The sequence below is a fragment of the Taklimakanibacter albus genome, assembly GCF_016595235.1.
In the GTDB taxonomy this organism is placed as follows: domain Bacteria; phylum Pseudomonadota; class Alphaproteobacteria; order Rhizobiales; family Aestuariivirgaceae; genus Taklimakanibacter; species Taklimakanibacter albus.
The window spans coordinates 302,320-323,571 of sequence record NZ_JAENHL010000007.1; the positions used below are offsets into that span (position 1 = coordinate 302,320).

At 62.9% G+C, this 21,252-nt stretch carries 17 protein-coding genes; 8 read left to right on the plus strand and 9 right to left on the minus strand.

Annotated elements, in window-relative coordinates:
• Nucleotides 1-97: 97 nt before the first annotated feature.
• The 7 genes from JHL16_RS12905 to JHL16_RS12935 all read right to left on the minus strand — a co-directional run bounded on the left by JHL16_RS12905 (nucleotide 98) and on the right by JHL16_RS12935 (nucleotide 8,607).
• A complete protein-coding gene (locus JHL16_RS12905; RefSeq protein WP_200185250.1) occupies nucleotides 98-1,057 on the minus strand; it encodes a branched-chain amino acid ABC transporter permease in 960 nt (319 codons plus the stop codon).
• Nucleotides 1,057-1,920 (minus strand): branched-chain amino acid ABC transporter permease, encoded by an 864-nt coding sequence (locus JHL16_RS12910; protein WP_200185251.1) that lies wholly within the window; start codon nucleotides 1,918-1,920, stop codon nucleotides 1,057-1,059. Before JHL16_RS12910 ends, JHL16_RS12905 begins: the two co-directional genes overlap by 1 nt.
• Nucleotides 1,917-2,642, minus strand: coding sequence for an ABC transporter ATP-binding protein (locus JHL16_RS12915; protein ID WP_200185252.1), 726 nt, complete (start codon nucleotides 2,640-2,642; stop codon nucleotides 1,917-1,919). The genes JHL16_RS12910 and JHL16_RS12915 overlap by 4 nt, the downstream gene beginning before the upstream one ends.
• Nucleotides 2,639-3,373: an ATP-binding cassette domain-containing protein gene (locus tag JHL16_RS12920; protein WP_200185253.1), complete on the minus strand. Its 735-nt coding sequence runs from the start codon at nucleotides 3,371-3,373 to the stop codon at nucleotides 2,639-2,641. Before JHL16_RS12920 ends, JHL16_RS12915 begins: the two co-directional genes overlap by 4 nt.
• A 4-nt stretch (nucleotides 3,374-3,377) precedes the next feature.
• On the minus strand, nucleotides 3,378-4,610 hold the full coding sequence (locus JHL16_RS12925; protein ID WP_200185254.1) for an ABC transporter substrate-binding protein: 1,233 nt from the start codon (nucleotides 4,608-4,610) through the stop codon (nucleotides 3,378-3,380).
• Between the two features lie 29 nt (nucleotides 4,611-4,639).
• Entirely contained in the window at nucleotides 4,640-5,950 is a 1,311-nt protein-coding gene (locus tag JHL16_RS12930) for a M20 family metallopeptidase (protein ID WP_200185255.1), read from the minus strand.
• 347 nt (nucleotides 5,951-6,297) lie between these two features.
• Nucleotides 6,298-8,607 (minus strand): Orn/Lys/Arg family decarboxylase, encoded by a 2,310-nt coding sequence (locus JHL16_RS12935; protein ID WP_200185256.1) that lies wholly within the window; start codon nucleotides 8,605-8,607, stop codon nucleotides 6,298-6,300.
• A 636-nt stretch (nucleotides 8,608-9,243) separates the two neighbouring features.
• On the opposite strand from JHL16_RS12935, the gene JHL16_RS12940 reads away from it, so the two are divergent.
• The 6 genes from JHL16_RS12940 to JHL16_RS12960 all read left to right on the plus strand — a co-directional run bounded on the left by JHL16_RS12940 (nucleotide 9,244) and on the right by JHL16_RS12960 (nucleotide 15,234).
• Complete coding sequence (locus tag JHL16_RS12940) at nucleotides 9,244-10,722, plus strand: AMP nucleosidase (RefSeq protein ID WP_200185257.1); 1,479 nt, start codon at nucleotides 9,244-9,246, stop codon at nucleotides 10,720-10,722.
• A gap of 38 nt (nucleotides 10,723-10,760) precedes the next feature.
• Complete coding sequence (gene ku, locus JHL16_RS12945; protein WP_200185258.1) at nucleotides 10,761-11,597, plus strand: non-homologous end joining protein Ku; 837 nt, start codon at nucleotides 10,761-10,763, stop codon at nucleotides 11,595-11,597.
• A 2-nt stretch (nucleotides 11,598-11,599) separates the two neighbouring features.
• Entirely contained in the window at nucleotides 11,600-13,159 is a 1,560-nt protein-coding gene (gene ligD / locus JHL16_RS34960; RefSeq protein ID WP_246770931.1) for a non-homologous end-joining DNA ligase, read from the plus strand.
• Nucleotides 13,156-14,061, plus strand: a complete 906-nt coding sequence (gene ligD, locus JHL16_RS34965) for a non-homologous end-joining DNA ligase (RefSeq protein WP_246770932.1) — start codon at nucleotides 13,156-13,158, stop codon at nucleotides 14,059-14,061. Before ligD (JHL16_RS34960) ends, ligD (JHL16_RS34965) begins: the two co-directional genes overlap by 4 nt.
• A gap of 77 nt (nucleotides 14,062-14,138) precedes the next feature.
• Nucleotides 14,139-14,861, plus strand: coding sequence for an SIMPL domain-containing protein (locus JHL16_RS12955; RefSeq protein WP_200185259.1), 723 nt, complete (start codon nucleotides 14,139-14,141; stop codon nucleotides 14,859-14,861).
• 79 nt (nucleotides 14,862-14,940) lie between these two features.
• Entirely contained in the window at nucleotides 14,941-15,234 is a 294-nt protein-coding gene (locus JHL16_RS12960) for a hypothetical protein (protein WP_200185260.1), read from the plus strand.
• Between the two features lie 18 nt (nucleotides 15,235-15,252).
• Here the strand turns inward: JHL16_RS12960 and JHL16_RS12965 are convergent, their stop codons facing one another.
• Both JHL16_RS12965 and JHL16_RS12970 read right to left on the minus strand, forming a co-directional pair.
• On the minus strand, nucleotides 15,253-16,278 hold the full coding sequence (locus JHL16_RS12965) for an alpha/beta fold hydrolase (RefSeq protein ID WP_200185261.1): 1,026 nt from the start codon (nucleotides 16,276-16,278) through the stop codon (nucleotides 15,253-15,255).
• A gap of 75 nt (nucleotides 16,279-16,353) precedes the next feature.
• Nucleotides 16,354-17,676, minus strand: a complete 1,323-nt coding sequence (locus tag JHL16_RS12970) for a purine-cytosine permease family protein (protein ID WP_200185262.1) — start codon at nucleotides 17,674-17,676, stop codon at nucleotides 16,354-16,356.
• A gap of 342 nt (nucleotides 17,677-18,018) precedes the next feature.
• Here JHL16_RS12970 and JHL16_RS12975 point away from each other — a divergent pair, with 342 nt between their 5' ends.
• Nucleotides 18,019-18,984: a hypothetical protein gene (locus tag JHL16_RS12975; RefSeq protein WP_200185263.1), complete on the plus strand. Its 966-nt coding sequence runs from the start codon at nucleotides 18,019-18,021 to the stop codon at nucleotides 18,982-18,984.
• A 176-nt stretch (nucleotides 18,985-19,160) separates the two neighbouring features.
• Nucleotides 19,161-21,251 carry a M10 family metallopeptidase gene (locus tag JHL16_RS35235; protein WP_200185264.1) on the plus strand — a complete coding sequence of 697 codons (2,091 nt, stop codon included), beginning with the start codon at nucleotides 19,161-19,163 and terminating at the stop codon, nucleotides 21,249-21,251.
• The last annotated feature ends 1 nt before the right edge of the window (nucleotide 21,252 follow it).

Here is a 21,252-nt window from a genome sequence, read left to right on the forward strand (position 1 = left end):
TTTGCCCCAAGATATAGATCTCGCGCGAATCCTCTTCGGCGAAGTGATTCCACTTCGCCGGGATGCGCGCTAGAACGGCGGGAAAGTCAAAGCCGGTTCAGGAAGCCGGACGCGACGGGCGCAACCGGTCGAGCAGGCTCACCAGGCCGCCCGGCGCGAGGCGCAGGATGAGCACCATGACGACGGCGACGACGATGAAACGGGCTTCCTCGAAGCCCTGGATGCCGGCCAGCGCCTCGGTCAGGAAGGTCAGCGCCAGTGCCGCGGCGATCGGGCCATAAAGCGTGCCGACGCCGCCGAGCAGCACCATCGACAGGACCAGCGACATCGTGCCGAAGCCGAAGACCTCGGGCGAGGCGACGCGCAGATAGATGGCGTAGAACCCGCCGGCGATGCCGGTGAAGATGGCGCTCAGCACCAGAACGAGGATGCGCTGGCGCGACACCGAGATGCCGCGCGCGGTCGAATAATCCTGCGCGTCGCGCACCGCCAGCAGCGCCTTGCCGAAAGGCGACTGCACCACGAAACGCAGGAACAGCGTCGACAGCACCAGAAGCCCCAGCGCGACATAATAATAGCCGAACTTGAAATCGCGGATGAAGCTGTAGTCGCCGAGCTGCAAAAACGGAATGCGCACCATGCCCTCGCCGCCGCCGGTGATCTGCGACTGGCTGAGCACCAGCTGCATGGCGAGCTGGCTGACGGCGAAGGTGACGAGCACCACATAGATGCCTTTGAGCCGGGCCACCGGTGCCGCGATGAGAAACGCCGCCCCTGCCGCGGTGATGCCGCCGAGCGGAATGGCGAGCCAGGGCGTGATGCCGAAGGTCTTGGCGGCGATCGCCGCCGTATAGACGCCGACGCCGAAGAAGGTGAGATGCCCGAAATTGAACACGCCGCAATAGCCGAGGCTCAAATTCCAGTTGGCGGCGACGATGGCGTAGATGAAGGCGATGATGAACAGATGGCGCGTATAGCTGTCGGTCGCCAGGAACGGCACGACAAGCAGCAAAGCGAGCGCAAGGAGAGGTGCGAAGCGGCGCAGCGAAGACGTCATCACGCCCTCCCGAACAGGCCGTTGGGCCGGAAGATGAGGACCGCGATCATCAGGAGGAACAGCGCGAAGGGCGTCCAATAGAGCCCGATCCACAGGATAAGAAAGGCTTCGAGGAGCCCGATGACATAGGCCGCACCGGCGGTGGCGCCGAGACTGCCGAGCCCGCCGAAGATCACCACGATCATCGCTTTCACCAAAGGCTCCGATCCCATCACCGGCGTGATGAAGCGGATCGATCCGAGAAGCGCGCCGGTGAGGCCGGCGAGCGCCGCCGCGAGGCCGAAGGCGATGGCGAAAGCATAGGGCACATCGATGCCGATCAGCGCCGCCGCATCCTGGTTCTGGCCGACGGCGCGCAACGACCGCCCGCGATTGGTCATCGCCGTGAAGCGCCACAGCAGCAGAAGCACGATCGGCGCCAGCAGGATGATGATCGCCTCATGCCAGGAGATTGTGGCGCCGAAGATCGACACATCGCCGGTGACGAGGCGCGGCAGCTGCTTGAGCTTGGCGCCCCAGATCAGCTGGGCGCCCTTTTCCAGGATGATCAGGGCGGCGAGCGTCGTCATCACGGTGACGAGCAGCATGTGCCGCGTGCCGTAGAACGGCCGGATCAGCAGGTATTCGATGACGATGCCGCACAAGGCAGCCGTGGCAACGCCGGCCAGGATGCCCGGCAGCAGCCCGAGCCCCATGCCCTCGCTCACCGTCCAGGCGGCATAGGCGCCGATCATCATCAAGGCGCCATGGGCGAAATTGAATACCCCGAGCGTCGTCCACACCACGCTGAGGCCACTCGCCATCAGGGCATAGAGCGATCCGAGCAGGATACCGGAGACGAGGGTTGCGACGATCGAGTTCATGCCTCGCCTCCTTGGCCGAAATAGAGCTGCATCACTTGCCCATGGTCCAAGCCGTCATTGCGGTCGATCTCGCGCGACACCGCGCCATGTTCGATCATGTAGAGGCGCTGGGTCAGCGCCAGCAGGAATTCGACATCCTGCTCGACCACGATGAGCGGCACGCCGCTGCGTGCAATGGCGCCGACCGCTTCCGCCAGCTCTTCCTTGAGCCGCGGCGACAGGCCGAGCGTCGGCTCGTCGAGCATCAGGAGGCGCGGATCGCACATCAGCGCGCAACCGATCGACAGCATCTGCCGTTCACCACCCGACAAGGTCCGCGCCAGCTGCTTGCGCCGCTCTGCGAGCCGCGGAAACAGCGTCAGAACCTGCTCCATGCGCTGCTTAGCCCCTGCGCGGGCGCGTGGCGCGAAGGCGGCAAGCTCGAGCGTCTCGGCGATCGCCATGTCGCCGAACATCGTATTGGCCTGCGGCGAATGTACGAGGCCGGCATTGACGATCGTCGCCGGACGTTGCCGGCTGATATCGGCGCCGTCAAAATGGATGCGCCCCGCGCTCGCGCGCAAGAGTCCCGATATGGTCCGCAGCAAAGTCGTCTTGCCATGTCCGTTCGGCCCGAACAGGCCGATCGACTCGTTGCGCCCGACATGGAGGGTGAGATCGCGCAGGACGGTGATGGCGCCATAGCCGGCGCTGATCCCCTCAACGCTCAAAAGCGCGGTCATTGCGTGCGTTTCCCGAGATAGGCTTCGATGACGTCGGGTTGGCGCATCACCGCGCGCGGCTCGCCTTCCGCCAGCTGCTGCCCTTGATTGAGGATGAGAAGCCGCTGCGAAACCGACATCAGCAAGGTCAGCACATGTTCGATGAGAAGAATCGTCACGCCGGCGGCGTTGACGTTGCGCAGAAGCGTGTCGAGCGCCTGGATCTCGGGCTTGGTGAGCCCCGAGGCCGGCTCGTCGAGCATCAGGATGTCGGGCTTCGATACCAGCGCCGAGGCGATCATCAGCTGTTTCTTCTCGAAGACCGACAATCCCGCCGACGCCATGTCGCGCCGGTGGGGAGCGAAGGCGACCAGTGCGAAGGCCTCCTCGCTGCGCTCCGCGGCTTGCCGCCGGTCGAGGCCGCCGCAGAAGACGGCGCTGACCGCGAGCGTCTCCCGGGCGCTGAGATCGGGGAATTCGGCATCCTTCTGGAAGGTCCGGCTGAGCCCCATGCGGGCGATTTTGAAGGCCGGCTGGCCGTCGATGCGCTTGCCCTTGAACCACACCTCGCCGGCATTCGGCCCGAAGGGAATGCCGGTGATGATGTTGAACAGCGTGCTCTTACCGGACCCGTTGGGTCCGGCAATGCCGAAGATCTCGCCAGGCGCTACTTCGAAGGAGACATCGCGGATCGCTTTCAGTCCGCCGAAGGACTTCGAGACCCGCGATGTCTTGAGTATGGGCTCGCTCACCTGTTCACTTCATCCAGGAGGGCTGCTTGAAGTCGCCAGTCTTGTATTGCGGCGGGTAGAACATGATCCGCTTGCCGTCGAGGATCTGGTAGAACTGGATTGGCACGTGATCATTGTCCTGGACGCTCAGATGCGTCTTGGGGTCGAACATCACGCGGCCCACCGCCGTCACCTTGTCGGTCTTGCCGATGGCGGCGCCGATCTCGGCGCGCTTCGCGGGATCACCGACGGTCTTCAGCGCATCGGCATAGATCATCACCTCTTCATAGAGCATGATCCCGTAGCTGCCCGGCTCATTGCCATAGGCCGCTTCATATTTCTTGAGCAGCTCATCGGCGCGGGGGCTCGCCTCGCGCGGCAGCACGCCGCCCAGAAGATTATAGACGACGCCCGATGACTTCTCCTTGGTCAGCGTCAGAAACTCCGGCACCGAGGGCGCGTATTGGATGAACACCAGGCTGTTGGTCGGGTTCTCCATGAACTGGGTCATGAAGGTCGCGGCATTGGCCGACACGTAATCGGTGTTGATGAGGAGCGCCGGCGGATCCTGATGGACCTTGGCCAGGAAGGCGCGCCAGTCATTGATCTCGCCGAACGGCAGGAGATCGTTCTGGGTGATCTGCCAGCCGGCCGCTTCGAAGGCCTTGGTCATGCCCTCGGCGATGCCCTTCGAATAGGGATTGTCGGAGGCGATCATCGCCACCTTCTTGTTCGGCAGCTTGAGCTGGCCGTCGGCGACGAGCTTGTCGATGGCCGGCACGATCTCGGTATTGTAGCCATCATAGGACGGCGTCAGCGACCACACGGTGCCGAAATTCTCAGGATTGGGCGAAATGATCCCGGCGGTCTGCGCCGAATTGCCGGCGATCAGATAGACCATTTCCTGCTCGGCCATCATTTCGATCTCGAAATTGGTGGTCGAGGCATAACCGGTCACGATGGCGCCTACCGCCTTGTCGCCGAGCAGGCGCTCGGCGGCGGTGGCCACCGCATCGGCGCTGGCGTCGCCGATATCGCCGACCACGACCTCGAACGTGTCGCCATTGACGCCGCCGGCCTTGTTGAGGTCTTCGACCGCGAGCTTGGCGCCGCGCACCATATCCTCGCCGTCGGCGGCCTGCTTGCCGGTGACCGGCGCCAGCACGCCGATCTTGACGACATCGGCGAGCGCCGACTGAACCATTACCCCGAGGACGAGAGCGCTGACCGCGCCCAATAGGCCCTTCCTGGCAGACATGTTGTTTCTCCCTGTATGTTTGTGTGTTGTCAGCGTGTGCCGCAATTATCGATCACGGTGGCGGCGATCACCTTGGTCGTCTCGATGAGGCTCGGTATGTCGACGCATTCGTTCTTGCCGTGGAAACCGTCGCCCGACGGCCCGTAGATCACCGGCACCACGCCGGCGCCGGCATAATGGGCGGCATCCGTCACCGCCTCGAAGCCCTTCACCTCGGGCGCCTTGGCCTGCACGGACGTCGCATGGGCGACGACCGACTTCACCAGCGGATGGTCGACCGGCGTGTTCAGCGGCGGGAAGTTGAGATCGAAGAGATCCCACAGGATCTTCGGCGGATTGTCGCGCATCCACGCATCGGCGGCGGCGAAATGATGGACGAAGCTCTCGAACTCGGCTTTGACGTCCTCGAATTTCTCGTTGGGCAGGAACTTGTAGTCGAGATCGATGGTCACCACGTCCGGAATGATCGCCGCATTGCTCATGATCAGCGGATTGCCGTCGGGCCCGAGACCGGCGCCGCCGCGGATGACACCCGGATTGATGGTGGCGAGGCCGGCCGGCACCAAGGGATGCCAGGTGTTGCGGCAGCGTGACATTTCGAAGTCGCGCAGCGCGCTGAGAAACCGGTTGGCGAGCTCGATGGCATTGACGCCGGGCTCGAGGCGGCCCGCCACATGCGGCTGCGGAAAGATCGAGTTGAAGCGCCAGCCGGCATGCGCCGCCTTGCCGAAGATCGTGACCCGGACCCAGGTCAGGCCGCCTTCCGCGGGCACGACATTGCCCCAGGTCGGCTCGGCGATCAGCGCCCGCTTGGCGAGCTTGCCGCGCTTCACCGCATCCATGGCGCCGAAGCCGCCGGCCTCTTCATCGACCACGGTATGGATCGACAGGCGCCCGTCGAGCTTGATGCCGGCTTTGCGGATGGCATGCGCCGCGGCCATGCAGGCGGCGACCCCGCCTTTCATATCGACGGCGCCCCGGCCCCAGACGCGGCCATCGGCGATCTCGCCGCTGAAGGGTTTGCGCGCCCAGCCGGCGCCATCGCCGGTCGGCACGACGTCGATATGGCCGCACAGGATGAAGCTCTTGTCTTCGCTGCCGTCCCAGTTGGCGACCAGATTGGGCCGGCCGGGAAACACGTCCCACTGCTCGGTCGCAAAGCCTTCCGCCTTCAGGCGTTTGTCGATGACGCCCTGGACCGCCGCCTCTTCATTGAGGCCGGCCGTCTGCTCGAATTTCGGATTGACCGAGGGGATGCGCACCAGTTCGGACGTAAGCTCGACCACATAATTCGGATCGGCGTCGATCGCGGCCCAGACCGCAGTGATGGCATCGCTCATGGCACCCCTCTTCTAATTGCCGCAGCCTTGGCCGCGCTGCTCCCTGACCAGGGGATAGTGATGTAGAAAAAATATCATTGTCAATCAGATTTCATAAACTGAAGAAAAAAATTCAGAATCAAGGGACAAGGCATCACCTCCGCTCCTGTACCCGCCTCCCGCCGGCCGACAGCAAAAGCAAATACATATTTCATTTCATGTTATCAAGATAAAAAATGGATCAAATAGTTCAAAAATGGATCAAAGCCCTTGCGCTCCGGAATTCGAACACGGCGCCTCTATGAGTTGCGGCAAGTCAGATCAGAGGGGCTTGTGTTAATATCACAACAACCCGACCGTCGCGGCTCTTATTCCTTGATGGCCCAGGCCTGATAGGCGCCGTCGACGACGACCGTGCCTTCCACTTCCTTCTCGAAGCCCGGGAAGGTCTGGCCCCAGTCCTCCAGCGCGCGGATATAAGAGAGCCACGGCCCGTCGGCCGGTCCGAAATTCTCGCCCGGCAGGACGATCGGAATGCCCGGCGGATAGGGAATGATGCCGACGCCGGCGACGCGGTTGGCAAGCTCCTCGACGGGCAGCAATTCCGCCTCCCCCGCCATCAGCATGCCATTGGCGCGGCGCGGCAGCATCTGCGGCTCGGGCAGCACGCAGAAGGCCTGCGCCTGCAGCTGGCCCGCGCGGCTTTCCTTCATATGCCGGAACATCTTGTCGGCGAGATCCCTGAGGCCCATCCCGCCATAGACGCGCGGCGCTTCCGCGACGAGGTCCGGCAGGCATTCGACCAGCGGACGGTTGGCGTCGTAATCATCCTTGAAGTCGAGCAGCACGCTCATCAGCGTGCCCCATTTGCCCTTGGTGATGCCGATCGAGAACAGGCAAAGCACCATGTGATCGGTGGTGCGGGACGGGATGTTGCCGAAATGATGGAGATAGGCCGACAGCACCGGCGCCGGTATGCCGCTCGCCTGCATCTCGCCGTCATCGCCCATGCCCGGACAGACAATGCCGACCTTGATCGGGTCGAGCATGCACCAGCCGTCCGGAAGACCGTCGAAACCGTGCCATTTCTCGCCCGGATGGAGCACCCAGCATTCGGGATCGGTGATGAGCTGCTGCAGGTCGGCATCGGCGAAGGTGACGTTCTTGCCCGTCTTCGGGTCCTTCACCTTGGGCGCGTTCCACGGCCAGAAGAACCAGTCCTTCTTGCGGGCGAATTCGCGATGCGCGCGCGCCAGGGTCTGGCGGAAGCTGACGGCCTCCTCGATCACCTCATCGGTGAGCGCCTTGCCGCTCGGACCGTCCATCATCGAGGCGCCGATCTCGTTGGAGGCGATGAGCGCATAAAGCGGCGAGGTCGTCGTCTGCGCCATGTAGCTTACATTGAAGCGGCTGTGCTCGATCGGATTGCGCCCGTCGCGGATGTGGATGTAGGACGACTGCGACAGCGCCGCGAGCAGCTTATGCGTCGACTGCGTCGAAAAGACCGTCGGATCACTCTCTTTGTGCGCCTTGGGATCGCCGCGCATGGCGAAGCGGTTTTCATAAATCGGGTTGAAGCGGGCATAGCCGAACCAGGCTTCGTCGAGATGAATGCGGTCGACGGTCTTGCCGAGCAGCGCCTCGACATGGGCGGAATCGTAGCACAGCCCGTCATAGGTGGAATTGGTGACGACCGCATAGACGGGATCGGGCTTCACCGCATGCGACCGCAACGGATGCGCGGCGAGCTTGGCGCGGATGGCCTTGGGCTCGAATTCCTCCGGCAGGATCGGGCCGATGATGCCATAGCGGTTGCGGGTCGGCACCAGGAAGGCCGGGATGCCGCCCGACAGGATCAGCCCCTGCTCGATCGACTTGTGGCAATTGCGGTCGCACAGCGCGAACTGGCCGTCACCGACCGCGGCGGCGAAAATGGTGCGGTTGGCGCCGGACGTGCCGGTGAGGCCGGAATAGCTGCGATGTGCGCCGAAGACGCGCGCCGCATAGGCTTCCGCCTCGCCGATCGGCCCTGAATGCTCGAGCAGCGAGCCGAGCCCGCCGCGCTCGATACCGGTATCGGCGCGGAACAGATTCTCGCCAAAGAAGTCGAAGAAGATGCGCCCCGCCGGTGTCTTGGTGAAGGCGACGCCGCCCTGGTGGCCGGGGGCCGCCCAGGAATATTCGGCAAGATTCATGTAGCTGAGAAGCGCCCGGTTGAAGGGCGGCAGGATATTGCGCTGATAGCGTTGGATCGCCGCCATCACGCGGCTGGCGATGAAGGGAATGGTGTCGGCATGGAGCCACACATATTCATCGGTGAGCTGCATCACCTCGACCGTCAGGTCGTCCCGGGCCGCCTGGTCGGCCATCAGCATGATCGGCACGGTGGCGTTGCGGCTGCGGATGGTTCGGAGCAGGTCCAAGGCCTCGGCGCGGCTCTTCTTGTCCTTGCCCTCGCGTGTCGTCCAGTCGATCAGGATCGCATCGATCGAAGCATCCGAGAGGAACACCGAGCGGCCGTCATGATAGCTCGCCGCCTCGACGACCTCGATATCGCGCGAGGTGAGCTCGTCCGCCAGCGCGCGCACGGCCCGCCCGCCGACGCTTTTCGGCACCGCCAGTTCCTCATCGATGATGAGGACCTCGAGCTTCTGGAGCTTGATCGTTCGTTCGAGCATGGTTTTACCTCAAGCTTTTGCCGGGCTGCGGTCCGCCCCATCACTTCTACCAGAATAAACAAGAGGATGATGAAGGTTGGCTGACGCTATGGTGAGTCTCTTGCGGCCGTCAAATGGCGCGCCTTCCCTAGGCTGACGGCAAGTACCTCAAGAACACATAGACGGAAGCGCCCGCGATTATTCCCCCAACCGTGAGCAGGTACATTGGCCAGGGCGCGGGTGCAATACGTTCGCCCCGGCGCGCCCGCCAATAGAGTACAAAATACATCCCTAGAGCTGGGCCACTCGACGAGATGCTGGTGGTCACGGCCGCCCTGAGAAGGGCTGCATTTGGAAGCGCGCCCCATGAAGCCTTCGACGCCCGTGTGATGCCGAGCGCAGCCAGCGGATCGAAATAGAAATAAGCTGCGAGAAAGCCAGAAGAGTGAGGCCACCATAAGAAGCGGTCCAAGCCGTCCGATTGCCTGCTTGTGCAGATACCAGTCCACGGCGCGCCCCTAAATCAGCCTCATGACGAAATCTCCGAAACGTTTCCTTAAGGCAGACTACCGAATGCCATTCTTTATTGTAAGGGTCAGCCCCCAGCCTGTGGCAGCCCCCGAACCCGTGCTATAGCACCTCCGCAAAGGAGTGCTTATGAACCGCCCGGACCGCCCCGACACCGAGACCTTGACGCCCGAAACCGCCGTGGAGCGCCTGATCGCGCTGCATGAGGATGCGGTGGATTCCCTGCGCCAGGCGCTCGACCGGTTCTTCACCCAGAGCATTCCGCCCTCCTCCAAGGAACGCGCCCGCTTCCGCTATCCCGAACTGCGCCTTGTCTATGGCTCGGGCCAGGCCCAGCCCTCGCTGGCACGCGCTTATGCCAAATTCGAGAGCCCCGGCATCTATGCAACGACCATCACCCAGCCGCGCGCCTTCCGGGACTATCTCGTCGAGCAGTTGCGCCTTCTCGTCGCCGACTATCCGACCACCATCTCGGTCGGCCGCGGCAACCAGGACATTCCCTACCCTTACGTGCTCGATCAGGGCGACGAGCTCGGCCGCGACAATGTCTCGGCCGCCGAGCTGGCGCGCCACTTCCCGGCCCCGGCGCTGTCCGCCATCGGCGACGAGATCGCCGACGGCTTGTGGACGCCGCCCAAAGGCGAGCCGATGCCGCTCGCATTGTTCGACGCCACCCGCACCGACTATTCGCTGAAGCGCATCGTTCACTATACCGGCACCAACTGGCGCCATGTGCAGCCCTGGATCCTGCTCACCAACTATCACCGCTATGTCGACCAGTTCGTCACCTGGGGCATCGAGCAGATACGCGCCAACGGCCCCTATGACGCGCTCGTCCTGCCCGGCGGCATCATGATCGGGCGCGACGGTCTGGCGGTCGAGGATTGCGACACCGCCATCACCTCCTCGCCGTGGCATCGTTTCCAGATGCCGGGCTACCATCTCCTGCGCCGCGACGGCCAGGGCGGCGTCACCCTCGTCAATATCGGCGTCGGCTCCTCCAACGCCAAGAACATCACCGACCATCTGGCGGTATTGCGCCCGCATTGCTGGCTGATGATCGGCCATTGCGGCGGCCTGCGCCAGTCGCAGCGCATCGGCGACTATGTGCTGGCGCATGCTTATTTCCGCCAGGACCGCATCCTCGACGGCGCCGTGCCGCCCGATATTCCCATCCCGGCGCTGGCCGAGGTGCAGGTGGCGCTGCAGGAAGCCGCCGCCAAGGTGACCGGCGAGCGCGGCGAGCAGCTCAAAGCGCGGCTGCGCACCGGCACCGTCGTCACCAATGACGACCGCAACTGGGAGCTGCGCTGGTCGCAGGAACGCCGCCGCATCAACCTGTCGCGCGCCATCGCCGTCGACATGGAATCGGGCACCATCGCCGCGCAAGGCTATCGCCTGCGCGTGCCCTATGGCACCCTGCTCTGCGTCTCCGACAAGCCGCTGCATGGCGAGATCAAACTGCCCGGCGCGGCCAACGCCTTCTACGACCGCGCCGTCGGCGAGCACATGATGATCGGCCTCGCCGCCATCGACCTCCTGCGCAGCGAGCTGAAGCAGCTCCATTCGCGCAAGCTCCGGAGCTTCGACGAGCCGCCTTTCAGATAACCGTCGGGAACCAACCGCCCTCGCCGCCGTTTCCTTACATGCGCGCTCAATGGAAGGGACATTTGCGGCTTTCCCTCGTCACCATCGCCGTGGAATTGCACGCGGCGACGGAGGCTTCGGCGCGGCCGAGCCTGCATCAGCTCGACAAGAAATCCGGCAAGCGTATCCGTTATGAAAAGATCGTGCCCGGCAAGGGCAAGGTCGCCGACGAGAACATCGTCAAGGGCTTCGAGCTCGGCTCCGGCAAGCATGTCATCCTGACGCCGGAAGAGCTCGACAAGATCAAGCTCGCCACCAAGCACAGCATCGAGCTTTCGCAATTCGTCGATTATTGCGACATCGATCCGCGCTATTTCGAACGCCCCTATTATCTGACCCCGGCCGACGACGTCTCGGCCGAGGGTTACGTCGTCATCCGCGAGGCGCTGAAAGCCGCGAAGAAAGCCGGCATCGGCCAGATGGTCATGCGCGGCAAGGAAAACCTCGTGGCGGTGCGGCCCTGCGGCGACGGACTGCTGCTTGAGACCCTGCGCTACGCCGATGAACTGAAAAAATCCGACAAGGCCTTCTCGCATGTGCCGGCAAAACGCCCGGCCAAGGACATGATCGAGCTGGCGACCGAGCTGATCGAGCGCAAATCCGGCCCCTTCAAGCCCGCCGCCTTCAAGGACCACTATGGCGATGCCCTCAAGGCGCTCGTCGCCGAGAAACGCAAGCGCGGCAAGGTCACCGATGTGGAGGAAGATGAAACGCCGCGGCCCAAGGGCGACAATGTCATCGACCTGATGGACGCGTTAAAAAAGAGCATCGGCGGCAAGAGCGCCGCGGCACCCAAGCCACGCAAACCGGCGCCCAGGAAGAAGGCGCGCCGCTAGCCATGCCCACCGCCCAGGCCGACACGCTCCGTATCTATCACCGCAAGCGCGATTTCAAGGCGACCTCCGAGCCGCGTGGCCGCGTCGGCCGCCGCCAGGGATATTCCTTCGTCATCCAGAAGCACGACGCCACCCGCCTGCATTTCGACTTCCGCCTCGAGCTCGACGGGGTGCTGAAGAGCTGGGCGGTCACCAAGGGCCCAAGCCTCGATCCGGAAGAAAAGCGTCTGGCCGTGCGGGTCGAGGATCACCCGCTCGATTATGGCGGCTTCGAAGGCACCATCCCCGAGGGCCAATATGGCGGCGGCACCGTGATGTTGTGGGATGAAGGCACCTGGGAGCCGGAAGGTGATCCGCATGAGGGCCTGCGCAAAGGCAAGCTCAGCTTCACTCTGCATGGCCAGCGGCTCAAAGGCGGCTTCGCCTTGGTGCGCATGCGCAAGGACCGCAACGGCAGCAAGCGCGAGAACTGGCTGCTGATCAAGCAGCGCGATGACGAGGCGGATGCGAAGCTCGATCCCATCGAGGCCTGGCAGACCAGCGTCAGGACGAAACGCAGCATGGCCGGTATCGCCGGCAAGGCGAAACGCAAGACCGGTAACCGGCGGGACGCATCCCTTCCTCCCTTCATCGCGCCACAGCTCGCTTACCTGAAAGAGCAGCCGCCCGAGGGCAAGCAATGGATTCATGAAATCAAATATGACGGCTATCGCATCATCGCGGCGGTCGCCGGCGACGAGATTCGCCTCTACACCCGCAGCGGCCAGGACTGGACCCGAAAATTCACTTCCATCGCCAAGGCTTTGCGCAAGCTGAAAGCGCAGGCCCTGATCGACGGCGAAGTGGTCGTCTTCGGCGCAACAGGCCGCACCAGCTTTTCGGCGCTCCAGCAGGCTCTGTCGGAGGGCGATGATGCAGCCTTGCGCTACATCGTCTTCGACCTTTTGATCCTCGATGGCGAGGATCTGCGCCGGTTGCCCTTGAGCGAGCGCAAGAAGCGGCTGAAGTCTCTTTTCGGCAGGATGGCGGCGCCGCTCTCCTACGGCGATCACATCACCGGCGACAGCGACAAGGTTCTGCGCGAGGCCTGCCGCCTGGGTGTCGAAGGTCTGGTCTCCAAGGACAAGACGAGCCCTTACGTGTCGCGTCGCGCGCTGAGCTGGATCAAGAGCAAATGCCTCGGCCGCTCGGAATTCGTCATTGGCGGCTTTCGTCCCTCCGACAAGAAGGGCCGCAGCTTCGCCTCGCTGCTCGTGGGCGAATATGACAAGGGTGGCCGCCTCATTTATCGGGGCCGCGTCGGCACCGGTTATGACGAGGCGATCCTGCGGTCGCTCGGCGCCAAGCTCAAAGCGCGCGCGACGGAGAAATCGCCTTTCCTCGATGTCCCGCGCGCCATTCGCGGCCGTGCCCGCTGGGTGAAGCCCGACCTCGTCGCCGAGATCGCCTTCACCGAGAGAACCCGCGATGGCATTCTGCGCCATCCCGTCTTTCTGGGCCTGCGCGCCGACAAGCGGGCGCGCGATGTGACCGGAGCGGACAGAGCGGAGATAAAGTCATGACCGAACAGAACGCCGTCGTGGCGGGAGTCACCCTCACCCATCCCGATAAGGTGCTTTATCCCGAAGTCGGGCTCACCAAGCGCCAGCTCGCCGAATACCTGGCCGCCATTGCCGAGCCTTTCCTGCGCCATGCCGCGAACCATCCATTGAGCCTGGTGCGCTGCCCGGACGGCATCGGCGACAAATGCTTCTATCAGAAACATCTGAGCGCCCGCATGCCCAAGGGATTCAAGACCGTCAGCATCCGCGAGAAGGACGGCGGCAAGGCCGACTATCTCTATATTGACGACATCGCCGGCCTCGTCGGCGCGGCGCAGATCGGCGCGCTGGAGCTTCATCTCTGGGGCGCGCCCAAGGACGATCTCGAACATCCCGACCGTCTCGTCTTCGATCTCGATCCGGATGAAAGCGTTCCTTTCGCCGAGGTCAGGACCGCGGCCGGCGATCTGCATGACGTCCTCGCCGCCGCCGATCTCGACAGCTTCGCCATGCTGACCGGCGGCAAGGGCATCCATGTCATCGCCCCGCTTTCGGGACGTAACAGCTGGGACGAGGTCAAGACCTTCGCGCAAGCCATCGCGCAGGGCTTTGCCGCGCGTGAGCCCGATCGCTTCCTCGCCACCGCCAGCAAGGCCAAGCGCAAGAATCGCATCTTCATCGACTGGCTGCGCAATGAGCGCGGCGCCACGGCGGTCGCCCCTTATTCGCCCCGCGCCCGCACGGGCGCACCGGTCGCCGCCCCTGTCAGCTGGAAAGAGCTTGCCCGTCTGGACGGTGCAAATGCCTTCGACACTGTTTCCATGGCCAAACGGTTGAAAAGGTTAAAGTCCGATCCTTGGCAAGGCTACGATCACGGCCAGTTTATCGGCAAGGCGACGATCAAGGCTGTCGCTGCCGCGTAACATTTTTTTACCGCCACAGCACTGCCGCAATCGCTCCCCATGTGATGAACCTGTTTCCACCAGGAGTTTTTTCGTCCATGGATCGTCGCTCGCTCGCTGCACTGGGTCTCACCGGAATCGCAGCCGCCGCCGCTCTCGCCACCCCTTCCCTAGCTCAGGAGTCCAAGACCATGCCGCGCGTCATTTCCCTCAACGGCCACGGCGAGGTGAGGTCCAAGCCCGATATGGCAATCGTCAATGTCGGCGTCATGTCGCAGGCCGCCACCGCGCGCGAGGCGCTGACCGAGAACACCAAGGCGATGCAGAAGATCTTCGCGGCACTCCAGGGCGCCGGCATCGAGGGCAAGGACATCCAGACCTCGAATTTCTCAGTCAATCCGCGTTATCAATATGACCAGAATAATCAGAAGCCGCCGGTCGTAGTAGGCTATGATGTCTCCAACATGGTCTCGGTGTCGGTGCGCAAGCTCGACAGCCTGGGCGCGGTGCTCGACACGATGGTGAGCGAAGGCTCGAACCAGATCAACGGCGTCGGCTTCGCCATTGCCGATGACGAGAAGCTCAGGGATGAAGCCCGCAAGCTCGCTGTCGCCGATGCGGAGCGCAAGGCCAAGCTTTATGCCGCGACCATGGGCCTGACCGTCGGCCAGGTCATGTCGGTGAGCGAAGGCAACTTCCAGCCGCCGCAGCCCGTATTCTACGGCAAGGCGGTGCGCCAGGATTCGGCCGGCAATGTTCCGATCGCCGAGGGCGAGCAGGTCGTTGCCGCCGATGTGAACATCACCTGGGAGATCAAGTAACGGTCATAAGCCGTTGATTTGACTCTCATCTGGCGTGCCGGCCTCACAAGGCCGGCGCGCTCTATTAGGAGATTGGATCATGGCTTTCCGTCATCTGATCGTCTGCGCGATGCTGGCGGCTTTCATGCCCGCCGCACTTCCGGTCTTCTCTGACACCGCTCAGGCCGCCACCAACCAGACCGTCAAGAAGAAGAAAAAGCCCGTCCAGAAAAAGAAGACCGCCGAGCCGCGCGTGAAGAAAAACTTCCGCGCGCCCCGGCCGGGCGAGCCCAATGCCGGCTGGACCGACGACTGCCTGGCCTATTACCAGATCTATGGCCGCACCCCGCCGATCTGCGGAAAATACGGCCGCTCCTTCATGACCTGGGACTGAGCATCAGACCCGATGCCCTTACACCGGCGTGTCCAGAAGTGCTTGGACATGCCGGTCGAGGAATTTGACATCTTCCGGATTGGTGCCGGGTCCGCCGGCGAAATGCCCCCAGATCGACGGCATTGGGATCAGCTTTGCGCGTGGCATATGCTTGACCTCGATGGCGCTGTCCTCCGGCGGAAAATAGAGATCGGTCTGGCCGGGCATCACATAGGCCAGCGCCTTGATGGCCCCCAGCGCCTTGTGGAAATCGCCCTTGAAGACCTCGTTCCGGCTGATATCGCCATTCTGCCAGGTCCACAGCATGGTGAGCAGGTTGTTGGCGTCCTTGGGCAGGAAAAAGCCTTCCCAGAAAGCGACCAGGAAATCCTCGAGCGAGGAAAAGCCCAGCACCTTGAGGTCGAGTTCCTCGCGATAGAATGTCTGCGAAAAACCCCAGCCGGCATAGACACGCGCCATCGCCCGGAGGCCGCGGGCCGGCTTCTCCTTGTACCAGCCATTGTTCCAGGCGGCGTCCGCCGTCAGCGCCGCTTTCACACCTTCGAGGAAGACGAAATTATGCCGCGAGCATTTGGCCGAGCCGCAGAACGGCAGGATGCGCTCGACCATCTCGGGATAAAGGCAGCCCCAATGGAAGGTCTGCAGCGCACCCATCGACCAGCCGATGACGAGCTTGACGCGCTCGATGCCGAGCTCGTCATGCACCAGCCGATGCTGCAGCCGGACATTGTCGTAGGGCGTCACCTGCGGGAAGCGTGACGCATTATAGGGCTCCGGCATGTTGCTCGGCGAGGATGAGAGGCCGTTGCCCAGCATGTTCGGGATGATGATGAAATATTTGTCGGGGTCGAGCGCCATACCGGCGCCGACGAGCCACTCATTGTCGTAATGCTGGCCCGAATACCAGGTCGGATAGACGACCACATTGTCCTTCTTCGCATTGAGCTTGCCGAAGGTCTTATAAGCGAGCTTGCAGTCTCGCAGCGCCGCGCCCGATTGCAGGACGACCGTGCCCGCGTCATAGATCGCATAATCGTTAGGCATGAGTTCTTCTCTCCCTGATGGATCAGGGAGGCCGTTTGCCCGGCCTCCCTTTGTCTTGCTGAATTGCCGGACGTCTCAGGCTTCGCGCATCACCTTCGACAGGATGAAATAGGCGATCGCCGCGACGACGAAGGCCGAGATCGCCGTCGACCAGTGCGGTGCCTTGAACTCCACCAGCAGCGCCACCGCCGATCCGGCGGCCCAGGCGATGAAGGCCGGCGCCCGCCAGTCGACCGTCGTGACCGAGTTCTTGCGCGTCACATACTGGTCGATGAGGATGATGGCGCCGATCGGCGGCACCAGGATGCCGAGCAGCGACAGCCATTCGATGAAGAAGGCCCAGATATTGCCGGCCGCCACCAGGATGCCGATGGCGCCGAGGACGATCGCCATCAGGCGCATATTGCTGCCGAGAATGCGCGACCAGCCGGTTGCCGCATTATAGAGGCAGTGGGCACAGACCGAGCCCAGATTGCAGTAGAGGAAGATGAAGGCGAGCAGGCTCAGCCATGCCATCTGCTTGCCGTTCATATAGCCGAACATGTTGTCGACGCCGAAGGGATTGGCGTTCGGCACGGCGAGCGCCGCCGTCATCACGCCGCCGACCAGCATGGCGACCAGATTGGCGAAGGGAAAGGCGCTGAAAGTCGAGATCAGCGAGCTCTTGCGGTCCGCCGCCCAGCGGTTGAAGTCGGCCGTCACCGTGCCGGCGTCGATGAAGAGAGCGAGGACGACGGTCAGGCCGACGCCCATCGACATCGTCGCGACGCCATTGTTGCCCGGATACGCCATGATGGCGCTCCAGCTCGTGGTGCTGGCGGCATCCGCCGCCACCCACAGTCCGAGAATGACGAAGAGCGGCACCGAGACGACGCCGATCCAGTGCAGCCCGCGCACGCCGACAAAGGTGATGCCGACATAAAGGAGCCCGGCGATGACGGTCATCGCCACATAGTTCAGATCATAGGTCGAGCTGATCAGCGCGCCGGTGATGCCGGTCTGCACCGCATACCAGCCGAGCAGCAGCGTCGACAGAAGCCCCGAGGCCAGCATGTAGCCCTTGCGCCCGAAGACGATGCTGGCGAGCAAGGCGAAGTTCATGCCCTTCTGGGTGCCGAGCAGGCCCAGAAGCCCGACATAGCAGAACATGATCAGGTTTCCGATGATCATGGCCTTGAGCGCGTCGGCGAACCCCATGCCGAGCACCAGGATCGATCCGGTCATCGCCCCGGTGATGATCATCGGGAAGCCGATCCACACCATGGTGACCGAGAACAGGCTTCGCCGCGCTTGCGCCGGCACGGGCGAGTGTTCGTATTCCTCCCCCAATATATGATCGGCCTCGGCTTCGAGCTGGGTGAGCGAGGCGGTCCGATAGCTTTCCTGATTGTCCGACATGAGCATTCCCTCGAGTTTGTTTTTCTGGTCAGGCACGAAGCAGCCACGCGCATGAAGACGAGAGCCCACATGCGAAAACAAAAAGCCCCCACCGAGATCCGTTGGATCTGCTGATGGGGGCTTTCAAGCCGTGATTTGTCGGCAGTATTGCCGATATGGAATGACGGGAACTATAACCGATGGCCGGTGTTTGTCCATATCAATTCCGTGCATCCGCTCGGCGTTGCATAGGCCGCGTTGCTTTCCCCGACGCGGTAATACCGTCAACATGCTGCTGACTGATATTGACAGCAGACTGGGTTAGGTCTTCCCTCATCCAGCAACCAAGCGCAGAGCCCTTCGATGCCCGTCTGTGAAGCAGACCCCTGGCGACTGCAGTATTTCGAGAAAGTCCCCTGCCCGGCCGACGTGCTGATCCCGACCGAGGATTGCGACGCCTGGGCGTGGAATCCGCACGAGAATTGGATCTATGACAAATTGCGCGTGGCCGAGAGCCAGGGCCTCGATTGCGGTCCGCATGGCGTCACGCCGAAGCGCTTTCCGGTCTTCTCCAAACCCATCGTCAATATGAAAGGCATGGGCGTCGCGAGTGGCCCCTTCCATACGCTTGCGGAATATGAAGACGGCTACACGCCCGGCCATTTCTGGACAGCGCTTCTGACCGGCGAGCATGTATCGACCGATTGCGCCATCGTGAAAGGCGAGATCCGCTGGCTGCGCCACACGACCGGCACGCCCTTGGCGCAGGGCATGTTCAACTATTGGACCGTTCATGCCGCGACGCGGCCCGAGCTCGAGGCCTATATCCGCAAGTGGGCGGGCGAGCATCTCGCTCTCTATACCGGCATGCTCAATGTCGAGACGATCGGCGGCCGCATCATCGACGCGCATCTGCGCTTCGCCGATCAATGGCCCGATCTCTATGGCAAAGGCTGGGTCGAGGCGCTGGTCCGGCTCTATGCCGAGAAGCGCTGGCATTTCCCGGACGAAGGTGAACGGCGCGACGGTTATTCCGTGGTGCTGTTCGGCCGTCATGGCCGGCGCTATCGTCATCCGGCGCCCGAGGCCGTCAAGGCGGTGCGTGGCCTTCCCGGCGTGTCGAGCGTGCAGATCACTTTCCATGAGACGAAGCCTGCGGAAGATCATGCCGCTCCGCCCGGCGGCTTCCGCCTCGCCATCATCAATGCGCTCGACCGCGAGGCGGGCTTCACGGCCCGCCGCCTTCTCGCCAGATCTTTTCCGGCCGAGGACCTGCTCTGGCCGGAAGGCGCGCGCGATCCCGTCATGGCCGACGAGGGCGCACGCTGATGTCGCCGTCAGGCGACTAGTCCCGTTTACCCTGATGCGCTGCTTTCGGACTCTTTTTACAATTTTAGATTTTACTTTAAGGCAAGCGATAGCGGGTCCGGATAAGCATCCCATCAGCGAAGTGATATTTGCGGCCAGCTGACGGCCCCCGCTTCGCCCGAGGGAGAATGTAGCGGATGCCTGCCACGAGCACGATTACCTCGACCGGCAATGCCTATGTCGACGGTGTACTGTCCGGGACCAAATGGGTGGTAAACAGTTTCACCTACAGCTTCCCATCGAGCGCGTCCTTCTATGGCTCCGGTTATGGTTCCGGTGAGCCGCTCTCCAATTTCGAGGCGCTGAACCCCGTGCAGATGGCGGCGGTCCGCGCGATACTCGCCGACTATTCCGCCGTCGCCAACATCACTTTCCAGGAGATCACCGAGACCTCCACTCAGCATGCCGATTTCAGGCTGGCGGAGTCGGACAAGCCGGGCACGGCCTGGGCCTACTTTCCCACCACCATGGCCGAGGGCGGCGATGCCTGGTTCAACAATTCGAAGAACTATTACGACAATCCGGTCATCGGCACTTATGCCTATGCCTCGTTCATTCACGAACTGGGTCATGGCCTGGGATTGAAGCATCCCCACGAGACGTCAGGCGCGTTTGGCGCGATGCCGCTCGACCGGGACTCGCTCGAATATTCGATCATGAGCTATCGCTCCTATACCGGCCAGTCGACGAGCGGCGGCTATACGAATCCCTATGGCAACTATCCGCAGTCGCTGATGATGTACGACATCGCCGCGCTGCAGAAGATGTATGGCGCCAATTTCACCACCAACAGCGGCAACACGACCTATACCTGGAGCACGACGACCGGCGAGATGTTCGTCAACGGAGCCGGCCAGGGCACGCCCGCCGTCAACAAGATATTCCTCACCGTCTGGGACGGTGGCGGAACCGATACTTATGATTTCTCGAACTACGCGACGAACGTCACCGTCGACCTGCGGCCGGGACAGTGGTCGACGGCCGCGGCGGCGCAGCTGGCGCTTCTCCATTACGACGGATCGAAGGTCGCCGCGGGCAATGTCGCCAACAGCCTCCTCTATAATGGCGACCTGCGTTCGCTGATCGAAAACGCCATCGGCGGCTCGGCGAGCGACATCCTCATCGGCAATGTCGCGAACAACGTCCTCGATGGCGGCGCTGGCAATGACCGGCTCACCGGCGATGCCGGCAATGACACGCTGCTGGGTGGCGATGGCACCGATACCGCCGTCTTCAGCGGGCTGCGTTCGCAATATCAGGTGACCCAGCTGAGCGACGGCTCATTCAGTATCGCGGACTTGCGCAGCGGCTCTCCCGACGGAACGGACATTCTCCGCAATATCGAGCAGTTCCAGTTCAGCGACAAGCAATACACGCTGGCGGACATATTGACGACCACGTCGACACCACCGACACCGCCGGTCGACCCCTCTCCGGTCGGGCTGACTCTCACCGGCACCTCGGCCAACAACACGCTCCAGGGCGCCGCCTTGAATGACACCATCTCCGGCCTCGCGGGCGCCGACACGCTCTATGGTTATGCCGGAGCGGACACGCTCGATGGCGGCACCGGCAATGACAAGCTTTACGGCGGCGACGGCAATGATCTCCTGATCGGCGGTACGGGCGGCGACAGGCTGGATGGCGGCGCGGGCATCGATACGGCCAGCTACGCCAATGCCACCGCCGCCGTGATCGCCAATCTGAGCTCCAGCTCGGCCAACCGGGGCGATGCCTATCAAGACGTCTTTGCCGGCATCGAGAACCTGACCGGCAGCGATTTTGCCGACACCCTCACCGGAAATGGCTCGGCCAATGTTCTGACGGGCGGCGCCGGCGCCGACAAGCTTTATGGGTCTGGCGGCAATGACACGCTGATCGGCGGTGCGGGCGCCGACTATCTCGACGGCGGCAGCGGCACGGACACGGTCGTGTTCACGGGCAAGGCGGCCGACTATAGCTGGGTCAAGAACAGCAACGGCTCGTGGACGGTGACCGATCTCCGCGCGGGCTCCCCCGATGGGAAAGATACGCTGGTCGGCATCGAGCTCATGCAGTTCAACGACAGCCTGCTGTCTCCGACCGCGGCGAATACCGTTGCCACGAACAAGGCAGCCGAGCCCCATTTGGATCTCCTGCCGCTGCCCTCTTATGATGACCAGCCCATGGGCTGGCTCGCCTCCCATGGCTGGTCGGGCACTTGGGACAAGGGTTTCCTCTTCACCTGAT